We start from the raw sequence: 14847 nt of genomic DNA on the forward strand, positions 1-14847 counted from the left end.
GGTGTTCCGTGTCCCGCCAAATCGGCGGTTTCGGATCAACCGAACGGGGTAAAGCACCCGCTTTGTCATTCTTACTGCCACTTATCCGCATCGGTGTGCACCGATCTGGAAAGCGACTCCCCGAGCCTACCGGGTCCGAGTGGATGCTCGAACCATGTTGGCGAGAGGAAGACGTGGACTGCGACCCGGTCCCGAGTCGACCCCTGGGGGCCGCCCGCCGTCCCGCAGCGACTCTTTCGAGTATAGGGAGGTGACCTCTGGACGTCAAATCAGACCCCGGACCGGGTGGGAACCCGTGGATCCGGGGCCCTGTCGCCCCTGTCCGGGCGGCATCTTCAGGCCCCTGACGCGTTCGGTCCACACACCGGGACCGAGGTGACCGCGTCGGCTCTGTCACTGTCAACCCGCTACCTGCCCGGGACATTCCCCATCGAAACCCTCGTCCGGTCGAGAATCGCCGACGCTCCCCGGAGGCACGCGAACCACACGTGCGCACACACGGGGCCGACGCCCGAAGGACGCCGGCCCCGACCACCGTGAGGGCGGTGGCGATCACACGTCGGTGAGGACGACCCCGCCGACGTTGCGCTTGCCCTTGCGCAGCACGACGAACCGCCCCTGGAGGACGTCGGACGCGCCGATCCGGGCCTCGACGTCCGTGACCTTGACGTTGTTCACGTACGCACCGCCCTCCTGGATGGCGCGGCGGGCCGCGGACTTGCTGTTGGTCAGGCCGCTCTGCGCGAACAGCTCGGCGACGGTCGGCAGTTCCCCGACCGGCCCCGAGACCTCGGCCTTGGGCACCTCGGCCAACGCGGCGTCCAGCGTGCGCGCGTCCAGCTCCGCCAGGTCGGCACGGCCGAACAGGGCCAGGCTCGCGTCGATGGCCTTGCGGCACTCCTCCGCACCGTGCACGAGCGTGGTGAGCTCCTGCGCCAGAGCGCGCTGGGCGGCACGGGCCTGCGGCCGCTCCTCGGTCTGACGCTCCAGGTCCTCGATCTCGCTCCGGCTGAGGAAGCTGAACACCTTGAGGTACCGGACGACGTCACGGTCGTCGGCGTTGAACCAGAACTGGTAGAAGGCGTACGGCGACGTCATCTCGGGGTCGAGCCAGACACTGCCCGACTCGGTCTTGCCGAACTTGGTGCCGTCGGCCTTGGTGAGCAGGTTGGTGGTCAGGGCGTGCGCCTGCCCGTGCGGCTCGTTGCCGTCCATCCTGCGGATCAGGTCCAGTCCGGAGGTGATGTTGCCCCACTGGTCCGAGCCGCCGGTCTGGAGGGTGCACCCGTACCGCCGGTAGAGCTGGACGTAGTCGTAGGACTGGAGCAGCACGTAGCTGAACTCGGTGTAGCTCATCCCCTCGCCGTCGAGACGGCTGCGGACGGTCTCCCGCGCGAGCATCTGGTTGATGCTGAAGTGCTTGCCGACGTCGCGCAGCAGCTCGATCGCGTTGATCTCGCCCAGCCAGTCGGAGTTGTCGGCCAGGATCGCGTCGGTGGCCTCGGGCCGCCCGCCGTCGGGGGTGAACCGGAGGGAGGCCGACAACTGCGACCTCAGCTTGTCGACCCAGCCGCGCACGGTCTCGACCGAGTTCATCTGCCGCTCGGCGGTGGGCTTGGGGTCACCGATGAGCCCCGTACCGCCGCCGACCAGCGCGATCGGACGGTGACCGGCCTGCTGGAAGCGGGCCAGCGTGAAAAGCTGGGTGAGGTGACCGACGTGCAGACTGCCCGCTGTCGGGTCGAACCCGCAATACAGGGTGATCGGACCATCGGCGAGCGCCTTGCGGAGTGCGTCAAGGTCGGTCGTCTGCGCGATCAGGCCGCGCCACTGGAGTTCGTCGATGATGTCGGTCACTGTCGTCTCTCTGTCGCTGGTGCGGGCCCCGGTCCCGATCTGCCTGGAAGTGTAGGCCGGGTCGTTGCGGACCGTCACCCGGATTTGCCTCGTGCTCCACGCTATCGGGCCCGCCGGAGTGACCGTCCGCCACCCACAACGCCCGGCACCACCGGGAAGAATCCCGACCGGGGCCCGCTCGCCCGCCCGACCGAGGTGACCGCGGACTCACCCCGAGGTCGTGTTCCTCCCCGGCACCGCCGTACGTCAAGCTGGTGGAGCGCCCCGGACCGCCCCGTGTCCGGGGGACCGGACCGCGTTGGAGTTCCCCCATGTCCCAGAAGATCCTCACCGGTGCCGCCGGTGCCCTCGTCGTCGTCGCGGCGCTCGTGCTGTACCAGTTGGGGCTGATCGACCTCTCGCCCCAGGACTCGACCCCGGCGGACACCGGCGGGCCCACCGCCGACGGAACCGACGAAGCGCCGACGGACGGATCCCCCGACGTGGACGGGGCGCTCCGGCAGCTGGAGGAGCTGCGTGTGGAGGAGGAGAACGATCCGCCCGGCTACGACCGGTCGCTCTTCCCCCACTGGAGCACCGTCGAGAGCCCCTGCAACACCCGGGAGACGGTCCTGAACCGGGACGGGGAGGACGTGGAGACCGACGACGAGTGCCGATCGGTGTCGGGAACCTGGTACAGCGTCTACGACGGAGAGACCTTCACCGAGGCCGGTGACCTCGACATCGACCACATGGTCCCGCTCAAGGAGGCCTGGCGTTCGGGCGCGAGCGAGTGGACGACCGAGGAGCGCGAACGCTTCGCCAACGACCTCGACACCTCCCCCCAACTGTGGGCCGTCAGCGCGTCCAGCAACCGGTCCAAGAGTGACGAGGACCCGGCGGACTGGCTGCCCCCGCTGGACTCCTTCCACTGCGACTACGCGGTGTCCTGGATCGAGGTCAAGCACGCGTGGGAGCTGACCGTGGACCCGGACGAGGAGGAGGCGCTGCGCGAGGTGCTCGCCGACTGCTGAGCCTGTGAGGCGAACCGTCGGCCCGTGACCGGCCCGGGCCCGTCCCTCCGGTGTGACGGACGGGCCCGGCCGCACCGCGACGTCAGCCGAGCGGACGCTGGCTGATCCCGCGCGCCGTCGCCAACAGCTCATCCTGGCCGAGGAGACCGAAGGTGTCCCGGACCTCCACCGCGACCCCGGGCTCGGGGGACCAGAAGGCCTCGGTCTCACCGTGCAGGGCCCGAACCCCCCTGTTGTCGAACTCGTCGAGCTCCCAACCGTCCGGGGAGCGCTCGTGGTACTCGGCCAGGAACACGCTGACCGCGTCCAGGTCCGAGAGCCGGTCCCCGCGCATCACGAGGACCTGGAGGACGACCCTGGCGCCTCCGCCCTCCAGGGCCCTCTCCCACACGCGGGTGGAGAAGGACACGTCACCCCACTCGTAGTCGAACTCGTCGACCGACGTCCGCTCGTCGACCTGCGCGGGCAGGTACCCGACGGTGAAGCCGTCCACGTCTCCTCCAGGGTCGGCGGCGGCCGGTGCCGCCGTGAGTACGAGTGCGATCAGGGCGGCGAGTGCCGCCACGAGCCGTCCAACCATGGCCATGGGAACCTCCGACGGTGGTCCCGGGTCCCTCCCGATTCCCCGTCCCCATCCATGGTCGAAGCGTTCCGGATCCCCCACCAGGGTGCGCCCGAACCTGTGGATAACTCCGCTCCGACACGCCCCCCGGACACCCCCGGCACCCGCCGGGGCGACCTCGCTCAGCGTTCGGGGACGTGGTGGTCCGCGAGGAACTCGGCGATCGCCAGCGAGGACGTGGCCGCCGGCGAGGGCGCGTTGCGCACGCACACCACCCGCCCGTGGGTGTCGACGCGGAAGTCGTCGAGCAGGGCGCCGTCCCGGCCGAGTGCCTGCGCCCGGACGCCGGACTCGGCGGGACGCAGGTCGGCGGCCCTGATCTCGGGTACGAGCCGACGCGCCTGGCGGGCGAACACCGCGCGCGAGGAGGACACGAGGGCCTCCCGCGCGCCCATCGTCCAGTGGCGGCGGGCCAGCTTCCAGAATCCGGGCCAGGCGAGCGTCCGCGCGAGTTCGCGCGAGTCCAGGTCACGGGCCCGGTAGCCCTCGCGCGCCGTCGCGAGGATGGCGTTGGGACCGGCCATGACCTCACCGTGGACGTGTCGGGTCAGGTGCACCCCGAGGAACGGGTAGCGGGGGTCGGGGACCGGGTAGACCAGCCCCCGCACGAGGTGGCGGCGCTCGGGGGCGAGTTCGTGGTAGTGGCCGCGGAACGGCACGACCCTGGGGTCGGCGGTCGCCCCCGCCATCCGTGCGAGTTCGTCGCCGTACAGACCGCCGCAGACCACGAGGCGGTCGAAACGGTGGATGCGCCGTTCGCCCTCGGGGGTTCCGGTGAGGACCTCGACCCCGTCGTGGCCCTGGCGCATGTCGATGACGGGGGTGTGCAGGAGCACCCGCCCGCCGGAGCGGCGTACGTCGTCGGCGAGCTGTTCGGCGACGGCGACGAAGTCGGTGATCGCCGTGGTGGGCGAGTGCAGGGCCGCCACACCCACGGCATGGGGCTCGACGTCGCGCAGGCCGCGGGGGCCGAGACGGACCACGCCGGGGACCCCGTTGTCCTTCGCCCGCCGCTCTATGTCCGCCAGCCGCGCCGTGTCCTCGGCGTCGACCGCGACGAGGAGCTTGCCGACCTCCCGGTAGGGCAGCCCGTGCTCCGCGCAGTACTCCCTGAGCAGTCCGACCCCGCGTCGGCACAGGGTGGCCTTGAGCGATCCCGGCCGGTAGTACAGACCGGCGTGGACGACGCCGCTGTTGTGGCCGGTCTGGTGCGCGGCGACCCGGTCCTCCTTCTCCAGGACCGTGACGCGGACGCCCGGTCGTTGGAGGGAGAGCCGCCGGGCCAGGGCCAGTCCGACGATTCCGGCGCCGACGACGCCGACGTGTTCGGTGCTGCGCATGGCGGAACGCTAGCAACACCGTGCGCCGGCGCTCCGGGCAGGGTCGGTCAGAGCGACCTGAGACCCACGAGGACCGCGTGCAGGATGTCCTGGTGGGCCAGCGGCCGGGAGGGGCCGCAGAGCTGGAGCGACCCGTCGTCCACCATGTCGGCGGCGATCGCCCGGACCTGACCGACCGGAAGCCGCACCTCCACCGCCAGTTCGACCAGCGTCCGCGCGTACCGGGCGTGCTCCAGGATGGCGCCGCGCTCGGGCCGCAGCCACTCCCGCCGCCCGGGTGTGCGAGCGGCGACGACGTGGCCGAGCAGGTCCATCCCGCACCCGTGCGCGGCACCGCGCAGCCCCACGGCTCCGGGATCGCCCGCGTCGACGGCGAACGGGCGCAGGAACCTCTCCCTCCCGCCTCCGAAGCCGTCCGGTCCGGGCCGCGCTCCGCCGGGGGCTCCGGTCTCCGGTGCGCCCGGGACGGCGACCTCCGGGACCGGGGCCGCCCCGTGGTCGGGGGCGGACGGGCGCAGGCGGGCGTTCGCGGTGCCGGCCGCCGGCCCCTCAGGACTCACCGGGACCCCCGTGCGGCGTGTGGGGCGGGACGACGGCCTGGGGCCCGCCGGGGTGGGTGAGGTGGGGAGGGATGCCGCCGGGCGGAGCGGTGACCGGGGGCCCGCCGTACCCGGTGTGGGTCACGGGCGCCCCTCCCCCGTCCACGGGGTGCCGTGTCGGATCGGGTGTCCGGCCGCCCGTCGGAACACCCGACGGCGGGGTGTCCCTGACCGTCGCCGTGTTCTCCAACGGTTCGAGCAGGGTGTCCGGGATGAGCACGGTCGCCCGCGTCCCTCCGTAGGGGGACGGACGCAGCCAGACACGGGCCCCGTGCCGTCCGGCGAGCCGGGCCACGACGAACAGCCCGAGGCGGGGGTCGTCGGGCAGGGCCATCACGTCGAACTCCGGAGGCTGGTTGAGGGTCCGCTCGGCGGCCGCGTACCCGTGCTCGGACATGCCCAGGCCCCGGTCCTCGACCTCGACCGTCAGACCGTCCGCCACGGGCGCGCAGCCGACGTCCACCGGGGTTCCCGCCGGGGAGAACTGGGTCGCGTTCTCCACCAGTTCCGCCAGTAGGTGAACGACGTCCTCGACCGCCTGCCCCTGGAGGAGCGCCCGCGGTGCCGAGGTCAGGCGCACCCGTTCGAAGTCCTCCGTCTCGGCGATGGCCGCGCGCAGCACGTCCACGAGCGGACGCGGCTGTCGCCACCGACGGGCCGACTGGCCGCCGCCCAGGATGATGAGGTTGTCGGCGTAGCGGCGCGCCCGCGTGGCCAGATGGTCCAGTCGGAACAGGCGGCGCAGTGCCTCCGGGTCCTGCTCGTGGTACTCGATCTCGTCCAGCAGCCGCAGTTCCCGCTGGACCAGCGTCTGGTTCCGGAACGCGACGCCGAGGAAGGCCCGGTTGGCGCCGCGCCGGATCTCCGCCTGGCGGACCGCCGCCTGCACCGCGGCGACCTGGGCGCTGTCCAAAGCCTCGGCGACCTGGCCGATCTCGTCGTCCCCGCACTCGTCCAGCAGGGGCAGCTCCTCGTGGACGTCGACCCGCTGCCCCCTCTGGGCCCGGTCGAGGATGGCGGGCAGGTCCTCGTCGCGGTCCAGGATCTGCTCCCGCAGCCGGGCCAGCCGGTCGGTGAGCCGACGCGACGAACGGCCGACGACGGCGATCGCGGCGACGCCCGCGCCGAGGGTGGCCGCACCCGCGGCCACCCCGAGGGAGACCCGCAGCAACGCGGTACTCCAGGCCAGGTCGACGGTGCGTTCGACCTGGGCCCGGGTCAGTCCGTCCAGCACCAGGGCGGCGGCGGCCGAGGAGCCGTCCCACTCGGCGGCGGTGACGTCGATCCGGGTGTTCCATACGGGGGTTTCCTCACCGGCGGCCTGCCCGCCCTCCCCGGTGGCGGCCTCGGCGACCGGGGGACGGGTGACCACACGGCGGCTGGCCCTCTCGGTCCGCGTCCAGGCGTCCTGGGAGAGCATCTCCTCGTAGCGTTCCCTCACGGTGGGGTGCAGGTCGGGTTCGGCGGTCTCCAGGGCGTCGCGGTAGGAGGCGGTGAGGTAGGTGAAGTGGGCGGTCTCCTCGTAGCTCATCTCCCCTGCGGCGATGACACCCGCCAGGAGCGCGTCCGCCCGGGCGTAGGCGGCGCGTGCGCCGAGCAGCTCCTGGGTGAGGACGGCGTCGGTCAGGTTCTCGCCTCCGTCGGTGGCGTGCAGGAGCGCGGCCGTGGCGTCCTGGACGCCGTCGAGGACGTCGCCGTAGCGGATCAGGGCCTCCCCGCGGCCTGCCCTTCCCTCGTCGACGTCCGTGCGCAGCTCCGCCACCTCGGTGGGCGCCTCCTCCACCGCGGCGGTGCCGCGTTCGACCCCGTCCCCGCCGGACGGTGCGTCGGCCGCCACGGTGACCGCTCTGGTCAGGGACTCGTCGGTGCGCTCACGCTGCTCGTCGAGTTCGGCACGCAGCGCGTCGTCGGCCGCCTCCCGCTCACCGAGGCCGAGGTGGACGACGGTCAGGCGCCGCTCGGCCCGCAGTTCGTTGGCGGCCGCGGAGTAGGCGCGGGCCCCCTCCCTCGCCTGGGCGACCGCGCCCATCAGCCGGACCGCCTGGACCGTGCCCACGGCGGCCACGACGAGCCAGAGCGCCAGGAAGCACAGGCTCGGGATCAGCACGATACGGGTGAGCTGCGCGCGGATCGTGGGCGCGCGGTCGCGGGTTCTACGCATGGCCCCCTCCAGCCTGTGGATCCGCCGTGCTCCTCGGCGGACGCTGCGGCGGAGTGCGGTCGTTGTGAGGCTATCGGAGTTTCATTGCCCTACGCTGTCAAACAATCACGAATAGTTATCCTTTGAGACGGGGGGTGTCCTCCCCTGGTGTGCTACGTCACCCGTGTTCGCGCCAAACTCGCAGGTCACACCGCCAGACACGCGAAAGGGCCACCCGTGGAACGGATGGCCCCGGCGTGTCCTCCCCTGGGACTCGGCGTGTCGTGCCCCGGTTCAGGACTCCGGGCGGTGTCGGGAGCCCACCGGCGCGGGAAGCTCGTCGACGGTCGGCGGCTGCTCGACCCCGAGCGAGTTGAGGACCTCGGCGTAGCGCAGGGCGGCGATCTTGCCCAGGAGGCTGTCCGCACCCAGCGGCGTGCCCAGTCTCGCGCCGAAGCGCTCGGCCAGCGCCTCCAGCTCCGCGCGGGGCAGCTCGGGTCCCAGCGCGCTCGGGGCGATCACCGGACGCTGACATCCGCCCTGGCGGAGCTGGCCGACGGTCTGCTCCACCGACGCCGCGCTGTCCAGGTCGGCGGGCAGGACGGTCAGCCCCAGACGGGCGGCGAGCAGGACGGCGCTCACCCCGGCCGCGCCCACCGCGCCCTCGCCGCCGACCGCTCCCACGACGACGCCGTCGGCCATCGTCGTGTCCCGCGCCACCACGCTGATCAGGCGCATGCGGTCGGCCCGGACGAACCCGGACTCGGCCAGTCGCAGGTGCAGGACCTCGGCCAGCATCGGGTGGGGGCCGAGCCCCTCGGTGACGCGTACGTCCGCGCCCGAGGCGTCCACCGCCGCGGAGATCGCCGCGGACACGGCCTCGTGCGGCGCGGTGACCAGGGGGACCACGATGGCGGTCAGCGGCCGCTCCTCCCCCTTCTCCAGGTCGGTGAGCGCTTCGGTGAGCGTCTGCTCGTCGCCCTCGGTGTGCCCGAATCGGATCGTGACCTCAGGGCGGTAGGCGCGTACCAGATCGGCCATCCGGGCACCGATCGACCCGCCGTCGGCGTCCCTGGCCTGTTCGGCCGTTCCCGGGACCGCCATGACGAGCGCGGGGGTACCGAACCAGTTGTCGAAGGACAACGGGTTGCGGTGCCGACCGGAACGACGCTTGGGGAGTTCGCGTGGAGGAAGTCGGTCTGAGTTTCGCATACCAGGATTCAGATAAGAGGCGGATGGGGCGATCAGGGCAGATCGCGGCCAAGGTCACTGCCGCGACATTGTAGCGTTCAACACCGCATTCGAGGGTGTGTGTCCCGAACGTATACCGGACCCACCCGCCGCCCCGGCACCGGGGCGGCGGACCTCATCCGCTCAGAGCCGGACTCCGGACCCTGAGGACGTGCGTGATGAGCTCGACGAGGACCTCCTTGCACGACTCGCGTACCCGTGCGTCGGCCATCAGGACCGGAACGCCCTCGGTGACGTCCAGCGCCTCGCGCACCTCCTCCACCCGGTAGTCGTCGGCGCCGTCGAACCGGTTGACCGCCACGACGAACGGCACCCCACGCCGCTCGAAGAAGTCGACGGCGTGGAAGCAGGTGTCGAGCCTGCGGGTGTCGGCGAGCACCACGGCACCCAGGGCCCCCTCGGACAGCTCGTCCCACATGAACCAGAACCGGTCCTGGCCGGGTGTCCCGAACAGGTACAGAACGATGTCCTGGTTGATGGTGATCCGGCCGAAGTCCAGGGCGACCGTGGTCGTGGTCTTGTTCTCCACGCCCCCGGTGTCGTCCACGCCGAAACTGGCCTCGGTCATGACCTCCTCGGTACTCAGCGGGGCGATCTCGCTGACGGAGCCGACCAGGGTGGTCTTGCCCGCGCCGAACCCCCCGGCGACGATGATCTTGACTGCCTGCGGGATCGGCTCCTGGCGGGTCGGTTCCCTCGCCCCCGGCCGGGTCTCAGAGTCTGCGGATGCCATCGAGTACCGCCTGAAGTACTTTCTTCTCGGGAAGCTGGGTCACGGGCACGGAGGCCCGGGTGCGAACGTCCCCCCCGGCGACGAGGTCGCCCAGGAGCACCTTCACCACGGTCATGGGAATGTCGAGCCGCGCCGAGATCTCCGCCACCGAGATCGGCCGCCGGCACAGTCGCAGGATGTCCCGCTGCTCGGGCTCCAGGGATCGCTCGCCCCGGCCTCGGACGGCGACCACGATGGTGATCATGTCCAACCGAGGCCCGTGGCCGCTGGGGCGCGTACGTCCCCGCGTCATCGTGTAGGGGCGGACCAGGGAACCCCCTGGGGCATCACCCGCCAGGACGCCCGGTGAGGGCCCCTCGGAGGTCGGATGGGTCCTCCCCCGGTACCAGGGCTCGGACCGGCCGTTGCCCGGTTCCGCACCCGAGGCTCCGGTACCCGCCCCCTCCGCGGATACGAGCCCGGAGAGAGCGGTGCCCCGTTGTTCCCCCGATGTGTTCACGAGCCCGTCCCTCCCATGGCACTGAGTCCGGCGGACCGACGGGGCGCGGCCGTGAGGAACTGCCCCACCCGCTTGACCCGAAGGTTCATCTCGTAGGCGACCAGCCCGACGTCCGCGTCCTCGCTGGCCAGCACCGCCAGGCAGGCCCCCGACCCCGCCGCGGTGACGAAGAGGTAGGAGTGCTCCATCTCGACCACGGTCTGGCGGACCTCTCCCCCGCCGAAGTGCCGTCCGGTCCCCCGCGCCAGGCTCTGGAACGCCGACGCGAGCGCCGACAGGTGCTCGGCGTCCTCGGCGGCCAACGCGCGGGATCGCCCCAGGGACAGCCCGTCGGCCGACAGTACGATCGCGTGGTCGGCGCCGACCACGCGATCCACCAGATCGTCCAACAACCAGTCCAGGTTGTCCGCGGCCTTGCTCTTGCCCACCATCTCAGTCGCTCTCTCCCGTGTGATCGTCGGCGTCTGCACCGACCTGACCGTCACTTCCGTGTTCGCTCCCGTCGACGTCCTCGGCCCGCCCCCGGCGGGTACCCGCGCTGAAGGCGTTCATCATCCGGCGTGCCTGCTCCGGGCTCCGACCCGCCGAACCCGGCGAGGGTTCCATGCCGGGGTCCTCCCTGAGCTGTGGTGCGAGACTGGCCTGGCGCCTGCGCCTGGGCAGCCCGGGACGGTCGGGGCCGGCCCCCACGCGGGCGGTCCCTCGGTCCGCCCCCTCTCCGGGGCCGGCGGTACCGGTGCCCGGAACCGCCAGGTCGGGGACCTGGCGGAGCACGGGCGAACCGGTGCCGCGCGGGGCGCGGTCCATCCGGGTGCCCCCGTCGGAGTGCGGGGGCACCGGACGCAGCAGGGGGCGCTGGCGTCCGGAGGGGCCGCCCGCGGCGGCGAGGAGGTCGCGCGCCCGTCCCTGGTCCGGCCGTTCGGGCGCGGAGTGCGCCCCCACCCGCGCGACGCCGCCGATCCGGGGCCGCTCGCCGCTCCCGCCCGCGCCGGACGTGATGAGCGCCGACGGAATGAGCACGACGGCGCGCGTACCCCCGTAGGGCGACGAGCGCAGTTGCACCCCGACGCCGTGCTTGTGGGCGAGGCGGGCGACGACGAACAGACCCAGCCGGGCGTCGGTGCCCGGGCCCATGACGTCGAACTCGGGTGCCTCGCTGAGGGTGGTGTTGGCCTTGGCCAGCGCGTCCTCGGTCATGCCGAGCCCGCGGTCCTCGACCTCGACGGCGACCCCCTTGGGCACGGTCTCGGTGGCGATGGTGACCTCGGTGTGCGGCGGGGAGTAGGCGGTGGCGTTCTCGACCAGTTCGGCCAGCAGGTGGATGACGTCGGCCACGGCGGTACCTGCCAGCGACAGTTCGGGCACTGACGTCACGCGGACCCGCGCGTACTCCTCCGTCTCGGAGACGGCGCCGCGCAGGATGTCCACGAGGGGGATGGGGTGGCGCCAGCGCCGACCGGGCTGCGCCCCGCCCAGGATGATGAGGTTCTCGGCGTGGCGGCGGCCGCGGGTGGCCAGGTGGTCGAGCTGGAAGAGGCTCTCCAGCAGGTCGGGGTCCTCCTCCTCGCGTTCGACCCGGTCCAGGAGCTGGATCTGGCGCTGCACGAGTGACTGGTTGCGGTGGGCGATACCGAGGAAGACCCGGTTGACGCCCGCCCGGAGGTCCGCCTGTCTGACCGCGGCGCCGACGGCGGTGCGCTGGGCGATGTTGAAGGCGTCCGCGACCTGGCCGACCTCGTCGTCACCGTGGTCGAGCTGCTTCATCTCGGTGTCGAGGTCGACGGTGTCGCCCGCCTCCAGCCGGCGCACGATGCGGGGCAGGTCGGAACGCGCGGTGCCGAGGGTGTCGGAGCGCAGCTTGGCGAGCCGGTAGGTGAGCCGGCTGGCGGAGCGGGCGGCCACGCCGTAGGCCACCGTGCCGGCGAACAGGGAGATGATGCCGCCGCCCAGGGCGAGGCTGAGCATCCAGGAGCTGGCGTCCTCACCGGCGACCACGACGGATCCGGTCCGGGTGTCGATGACGGCTCCGAGGTCGTCGGTGACGCGGTCGGCCGCCGCGCGCCATCCGTCGGCCCCGGCGGGCGGAGTGGTGTCACGGATCTGTTCACCGGTCAACGGGTCGAGGGTGGGTGCGGGTTCGTGGCGCGTGAGGATGTCGGCGATGTCGAGGGCCTCGCGCCAGGCGTCGCTCCGGGCGAGGGCTCCCGCGCTGGGGGCCTCGCTGTCGCGGGAGACTCCTCCGGGGCCGCTGGTGGTCACCCGGTGGCGGGCGTCGGCGGTGAGCTCGGCGACGCGCAGCTGGTCCTCGCGGGTGAGGCGGTCCCCGGCGATGACCGCGCTGACGAGGGCGTCGGCGTGGCTGAAGCTCTCCAGGGCCCACATGAGGTCGGTGGCGGCGAAGGCCTCGGCGGAGGCCGGGCCGTCACCGAGGGCGCGCGCGATGCTGGCGTAGAGCCGGATGCCCCGGTGGACGGCGGTGGTGTAGCTCGTGATCGTGTCCTGGCGCCCCCCGGGCCCGGCGAGGTTGTCGGCACGTGTCTGCTCGACCTCGTCCAGCGCGGTGAAGAACGCGTCGGTCAGGTCCGACACGCCCGGCTCGTCGCGTGCGCCCAGGCTGCCGCGCAGATCCCGCACGCGGTCGAGGGCGGCGTCCGTGGAGTCGGCGGCGTCGGCGAGGGGACGGCGCGTCTCGGGCCCGGGGGCCGACAGGTACGCGACGCTGAGCCGGCGCTCCTCCTGGAGCCGGACGAGCGCGTCGGCGAGTTCGATGCCGTCGCGTCCGTCGTTGACGGCGGCGCGGAGGGAGACCGCCTGGGCCAGCGTGGCCGTGCTCAGGACGACGAACAGGGCCAGGAACGTGATACTGGGGATCAGCACCATCCTGTTGAGCTGTGCTCTGATGCCGTGACCGGTGGTACCCGGCTGTCCCATCGCACTCCTCCCACCGACTGGTCGCGAGCCCCGGTCGGCGTGGCCCCTCCGCACCCGGCCGGACCGGCCGCCCGGGGGTCGTCGCGTGGCGGGTCGAACCCGTGGGGCACGCGCGATCCCGCTGTGCGCGGGGAGTACAGGCAAGGCCACGTTTGGTGCCCGCAGATTCAGGACGCTACCGCACTCGGCGGCCGGGTGCCGGGGGAACGGGGAAATGGACGGGGCCCTGGTGGGGCCGGATCGACGACGGGCACGTCCGCGGTCCGCGGACGTGCCCGTCGTCGATCCGGCTTCCGGTTATCGGGCCTCGGCGGTGAGCGGGGCGGCGAGCCAACCGTCCCGGTGCTCGGCGACCCCGGCGCGCAGGCGCTCCAGCTGCTCGGCGACGCGGACCGGCGCCGTACCGCCCCTGCCGGAGCGGGAGTCGAGGGAGCCCTGGACGGTGAGGACCTCGCGCACCTTCGGCGTCAGGTGCCCGGAGACGGCCGCGAAGTCGTCGTCGGTCAGGTCGGGCAGGTCGATCCCGCGTTCCTCGCACACGCGCACGCAGGCACCGGCGATCTCGTGCGCCTCGCGGAAGGGCACGCGCTCGCGGACGAGCCACTCGGCGATGTCCGTGGCCAGGGAGAAGCCCTGGGGCGCCAGTTCGGCCATCCGGTCGGTGTGGAAGGTGAGCGTGGCGACCATGCCGGTCATCGCGGGCAGCAGCAGGTGGAGGTTGTCGACCGCGTCGAAGACCGGCTCCTTGTCCTCCTGGAGGTCCCTGTTGTAGGCGAGCGGGAGCCCCTTGAGGGTGGTGAGCAGGCCGGTGAGGTCACCGACCAGGCGCCCCGCCTTGCCCCGGGCCAGTTCCGCGACGTCCGGGTTCTTCTTCTGCGGCATGATCGAGGAGCCGGTGGAGAAGGCGTCGTCCAGGGTGACGAAGGAGAACTCCTTGGTCGCCCACAGGATGACCTCCTCCGACAGGCGGGACAGGTCCACGCCGACCATGGCCGTGACGAACGCGAACTCGGCCACGACGTCGCGGGCGGCGGTCCCGTCGATCGAGTTCTCCACCGAGGCGGGGAAACCCAGCTCGGCGCCGACCGCCTCCGGGTCCAGCCCCAGGGACGACCCGGCCAGCGCGCCCGACCCGTAGGCGGACACGGCGGCCCGGCGGTCCCAGTCGCGCAGGCGCTCGACGTCGCGCAGCAGCGGCCAGGCGTGCGCCATCAGCTGGTGGCCGAGGAGCACGGGCTGGGCGTGCTGCAGGTGGGTACGGCCGGGCATGGCGGCGTCGGGGTGCGCCCCCGCCTGGTCCGCCAGCGCACGGACCAGCGCCAGGAGTTCACCGGCGAGGGAGCGGGCCTCCTCGCGCAGGTACATGCGCACGAGGGTGGCGATCTGGTCGTTGCGGGAGCGTCCGGCCCGCAGCCGGCCGCCCAGCTCGGGTCCGACCCGCTCGATGAAACCGCGCTCCAGGGCGGTGTGCACGTCCTCGTCCTCGAAGACGGGGGTGAACGCGCCCGAGGCCACGTCGGCCTCCAGCCGGTCCAGTCCCTCGATCATCCGGTCGAGTTCGTCGGCGGTGAGCAGCCCGGCCCGGTGCAGCGCGCGGGCGTGGGCACGGGAGCCGGCGATGTCGTGACGGGCGAGCCGCCAGTCGAAGTGGGTGCTCAGCGAGAGCCGGGCCAGCGCCTGGTCGGGGCCGCCCTCGAAGCGGCCGCCCCACAGGCGCAGGGACTCGGGCTGGCCGGTGCCTGGCGTCTCGGTGCCGGGCTGATCGGCCATGGTGGTCTCCTTCGGTGGACGTGGACGTGGACGTGCGGGGGTGGGCCCCCGCTACTTCCCGGGGTGGTCGACCCGGGGAGGCGGCGTGCGGG

General features: G+C 72.6%; 12 protein-coding genes. 1 reads left to right on the plus strand and 11 read right to left on the minus strand.

Annotated features, from left to right (window positions below; all coding sequences use genetic code 11):
- Nucleotides 1-552: 552 nt before the first annotated feature.
- Nucleotides 553-1857, minus strand: coding sequence for a tyrosine--tRNA ligase (gene tyrS, locus ACTVAJ_RS21070; RefSeq protein WP_470389937.1), 1305 nt, complete (start codon nt 1855-1857; stop codon nt 553-555).
- Nucleotides 1858-2168: 311 nt separating this feature from the next.
- Here tyrS and ACTVAJ_RS21075 point away from each other — a divergent pair, with 311 nt between their 5' ends.
- On the plus strand, nt 2169-2870 hold the full coding sequence (locus ACTVAJ_RS21075; RefSeq protein WP_470389938.1) for an HNH endonuclease family protein: 702 nt from the start codon (nt 2169-2171) through the stop codon (nt 2868-2870).
- An 82-nt stretch (nt 2871-2952) separates the two neighbouring features.
- Here ACTVAJ_RS21075 and ACTVAJ_RS21080 read toward each other — a convergent pair whose 3' ends face one another.
- From ACTVAJ_RS21080 to argH, 10 genes are all read right to left on the minus strand, one after another.
- A complete protein-coding gene (locus ACTVAJ_RS21080; RefSeq protein ID WP_470389939.1) occupies nt 2953-3456 on the minus strand; it encodes a hypothetical protein in 504 nt (167 codons plus the stop codon).
- A 158-nt stretch (nt 3457-3614) separates the two neighbouring features.
- On the minus strand, nt 3615-4832 hold the full coding sequence (lhgO, locus tag ACTVAJ_RS21085; protein WP_470389940.1) for an L-2-hydroxyglutarate oxidase: 1218 nt from the start codon (nt 4830-4832) through the stop codon (nt 3615-3617).
- Nucleotides 4833-4879: 47 nt separating this feature from the next.
- Nucleotides 4880-5392: a DUF742 domain-containing protein gene (locus tag ACTVAJ_RS21090; RefSeq protein ID WP_470389941.1), complete on the minus strand. Its 513-nt coding sequence runs from the start codon at nt 5390-5392 to the stop codon at nt 4880-4882.
- On the minus strand, nt 5382-7592 hold the full coding sequence (locus ACTVAJ_RS21095; RefSeq protein WP_470389942.1) for a sensor histidine kinase: 2211 nt from the start codon (nt 7590-7592) through the stop codon (nt 5382-5384). The genes ACTVAJ_RS21090 and ACTVAJ_RS21095 overlap by 11 nt, the downstream gene beginning before the upstream one ends.
- Before the next feature lie 273 nt (nt 7593-7865).
- The gene (locus tag ACTVAJ_RS21100; RefSeq protein ID WP_470389943.1) at nt 7866-8783 is read right to left on the minus strand and encodes a sirohydrochlorin chelatase; all 918 of its coding nucleotides are present in this window, start codon (nt 8781-8783) and stop codon (nt 7866-7868) included.
- A 154-nt stretch (nt 8784-8937) separates the two neighbouring features.
- Complete coding sequence (locus tag ACTVAJ_RS21105; RefSeq protein WP_470389944.1) at nt 8938-9555, minus strand: GTP-binding protein; 618 nt, start codon at nt 9553-9555, stop codon at nt 8938-8940.
- The gene (locus tag ACTVAJ_RS21110) at nt 9536-10054 is read right to left on the minus strand and encodes a DUF742 domain-containing protein (RefSeq protein ID WP_470389945.1); all 519 of its coding nucleotides are present in this window, start codon (nt 10052-10054) and stop codon (nt 9536-9538) included. Before ACTVAJ_RS21110 ends, ACTVAJ_RS21105 begins: the two co-directional genes overlap by 20 nt.
- Nucleotides 10051-10485, minus strand: coding sequence for a roadblock/LC7 domain-containing protein (locus tag ACTVAJ_RS21115; RefSeq protein ID WP_470389946.1), 435 nt, complete (start codon nt 10483-10485; stop codon nt 10051-10053). The genes ACTVAJ_RS21110 and ACTVAJ_RS21115 overlap by 4 nt, the downstream gene beginning before the upstream one ends.
- Nucleotide 10486: 1 nt before the next feature.
- Entirely contained in the window at nt 10487-12985 is a 2499-nt protein-coding gene (locus ACTVAJ_RS21120; RefSeq protein ID WP_470389947.1) for a sensor histidine kinase, read from the minus strand.
- Nucleotides 12986-13282: 297 nt separating this feature from the next.
- Nucleotides 13283-14755, minus strand: coding sequence for an argininosuccinate lyase (gene argH / locus ACTVAJ_RS21125; RefSeq protein ID WP_470389948.1), 1473 nt, complete (start codon nt 14753-14755; stop codon nt 13283-13285).
- Nucleotides 14756-14847: the final 92 nt, after the last annotated feature.

The sequence above is a fragment of the Nocardiopsis sp. KDC1DS13DA1 genome, assembly GCF_055632325.1.

Coding starts and splice junctions, on each gene's coding strand:
- ACTVAJ_RS21075 (WP_470389938.1), top strand. CDS start 2,169: ATGTCCCAGAAGATCCTCACCGGTGCCGCCGGTGCCCTCGTCGTCGTC.
- ACTVAJ_RS21080 (WP_470389939.1), bottom strand. CDS start 3,456: ATGGCCATGGTTGGACGGCTCGTGGCGGCACTCGCCGCCCTGATCGCA.
- lhgO (WP_470389940.1), bottom strand. CDS start 4,832: ATGCGCAGCACCGAACACGTCGGCGTCGTCGGCGCCGGAATCGTCGGA.
- ACTVAJ_RS21095 (WP_470389942.1), bottom strand. CDS start 7,592: ATGCGTAGAACCCGCGACCGCGCGCCCACGATCCGCGCGCAGCTCACC.
- ACTVAJ_RS21100 (WP_470389943.1), bottom strand. CDS start 8,783: ATGCGAAACTCAGACCGACTTCCTCCACGCGAACTCCCCAAGCGTCGT.
- ACTVAJ_RS21105 (WP_470389944.1), bottom strand. CDS start 9,555: ATGGCATCCGCAGACTCTGAGACCCGGCCGGGGGCGAGGGAACCGACC.
- ACTVAJ_RS21115 (WP_470389946.1), bottom strand. CDS start 10,485: ATGGTGGGCAAGAGCAAGGCCGCGGACAACCTGGACTGGTTGTTGGAC.
- ACTVAJ_RS21120 (WP_470389947.1), bottom strand. CDS start 12,985: ATGGGACAGCCGGGTACCACCGGTCACGGCATCAGAGCACAGCTCAAC.
- argH (WP_470389948.1), bottom strand. CDS start 14,755: ATGGCCGATCAGCCCGGCACCGAGACGCCAGGCACCGGCCAGCCCGAG.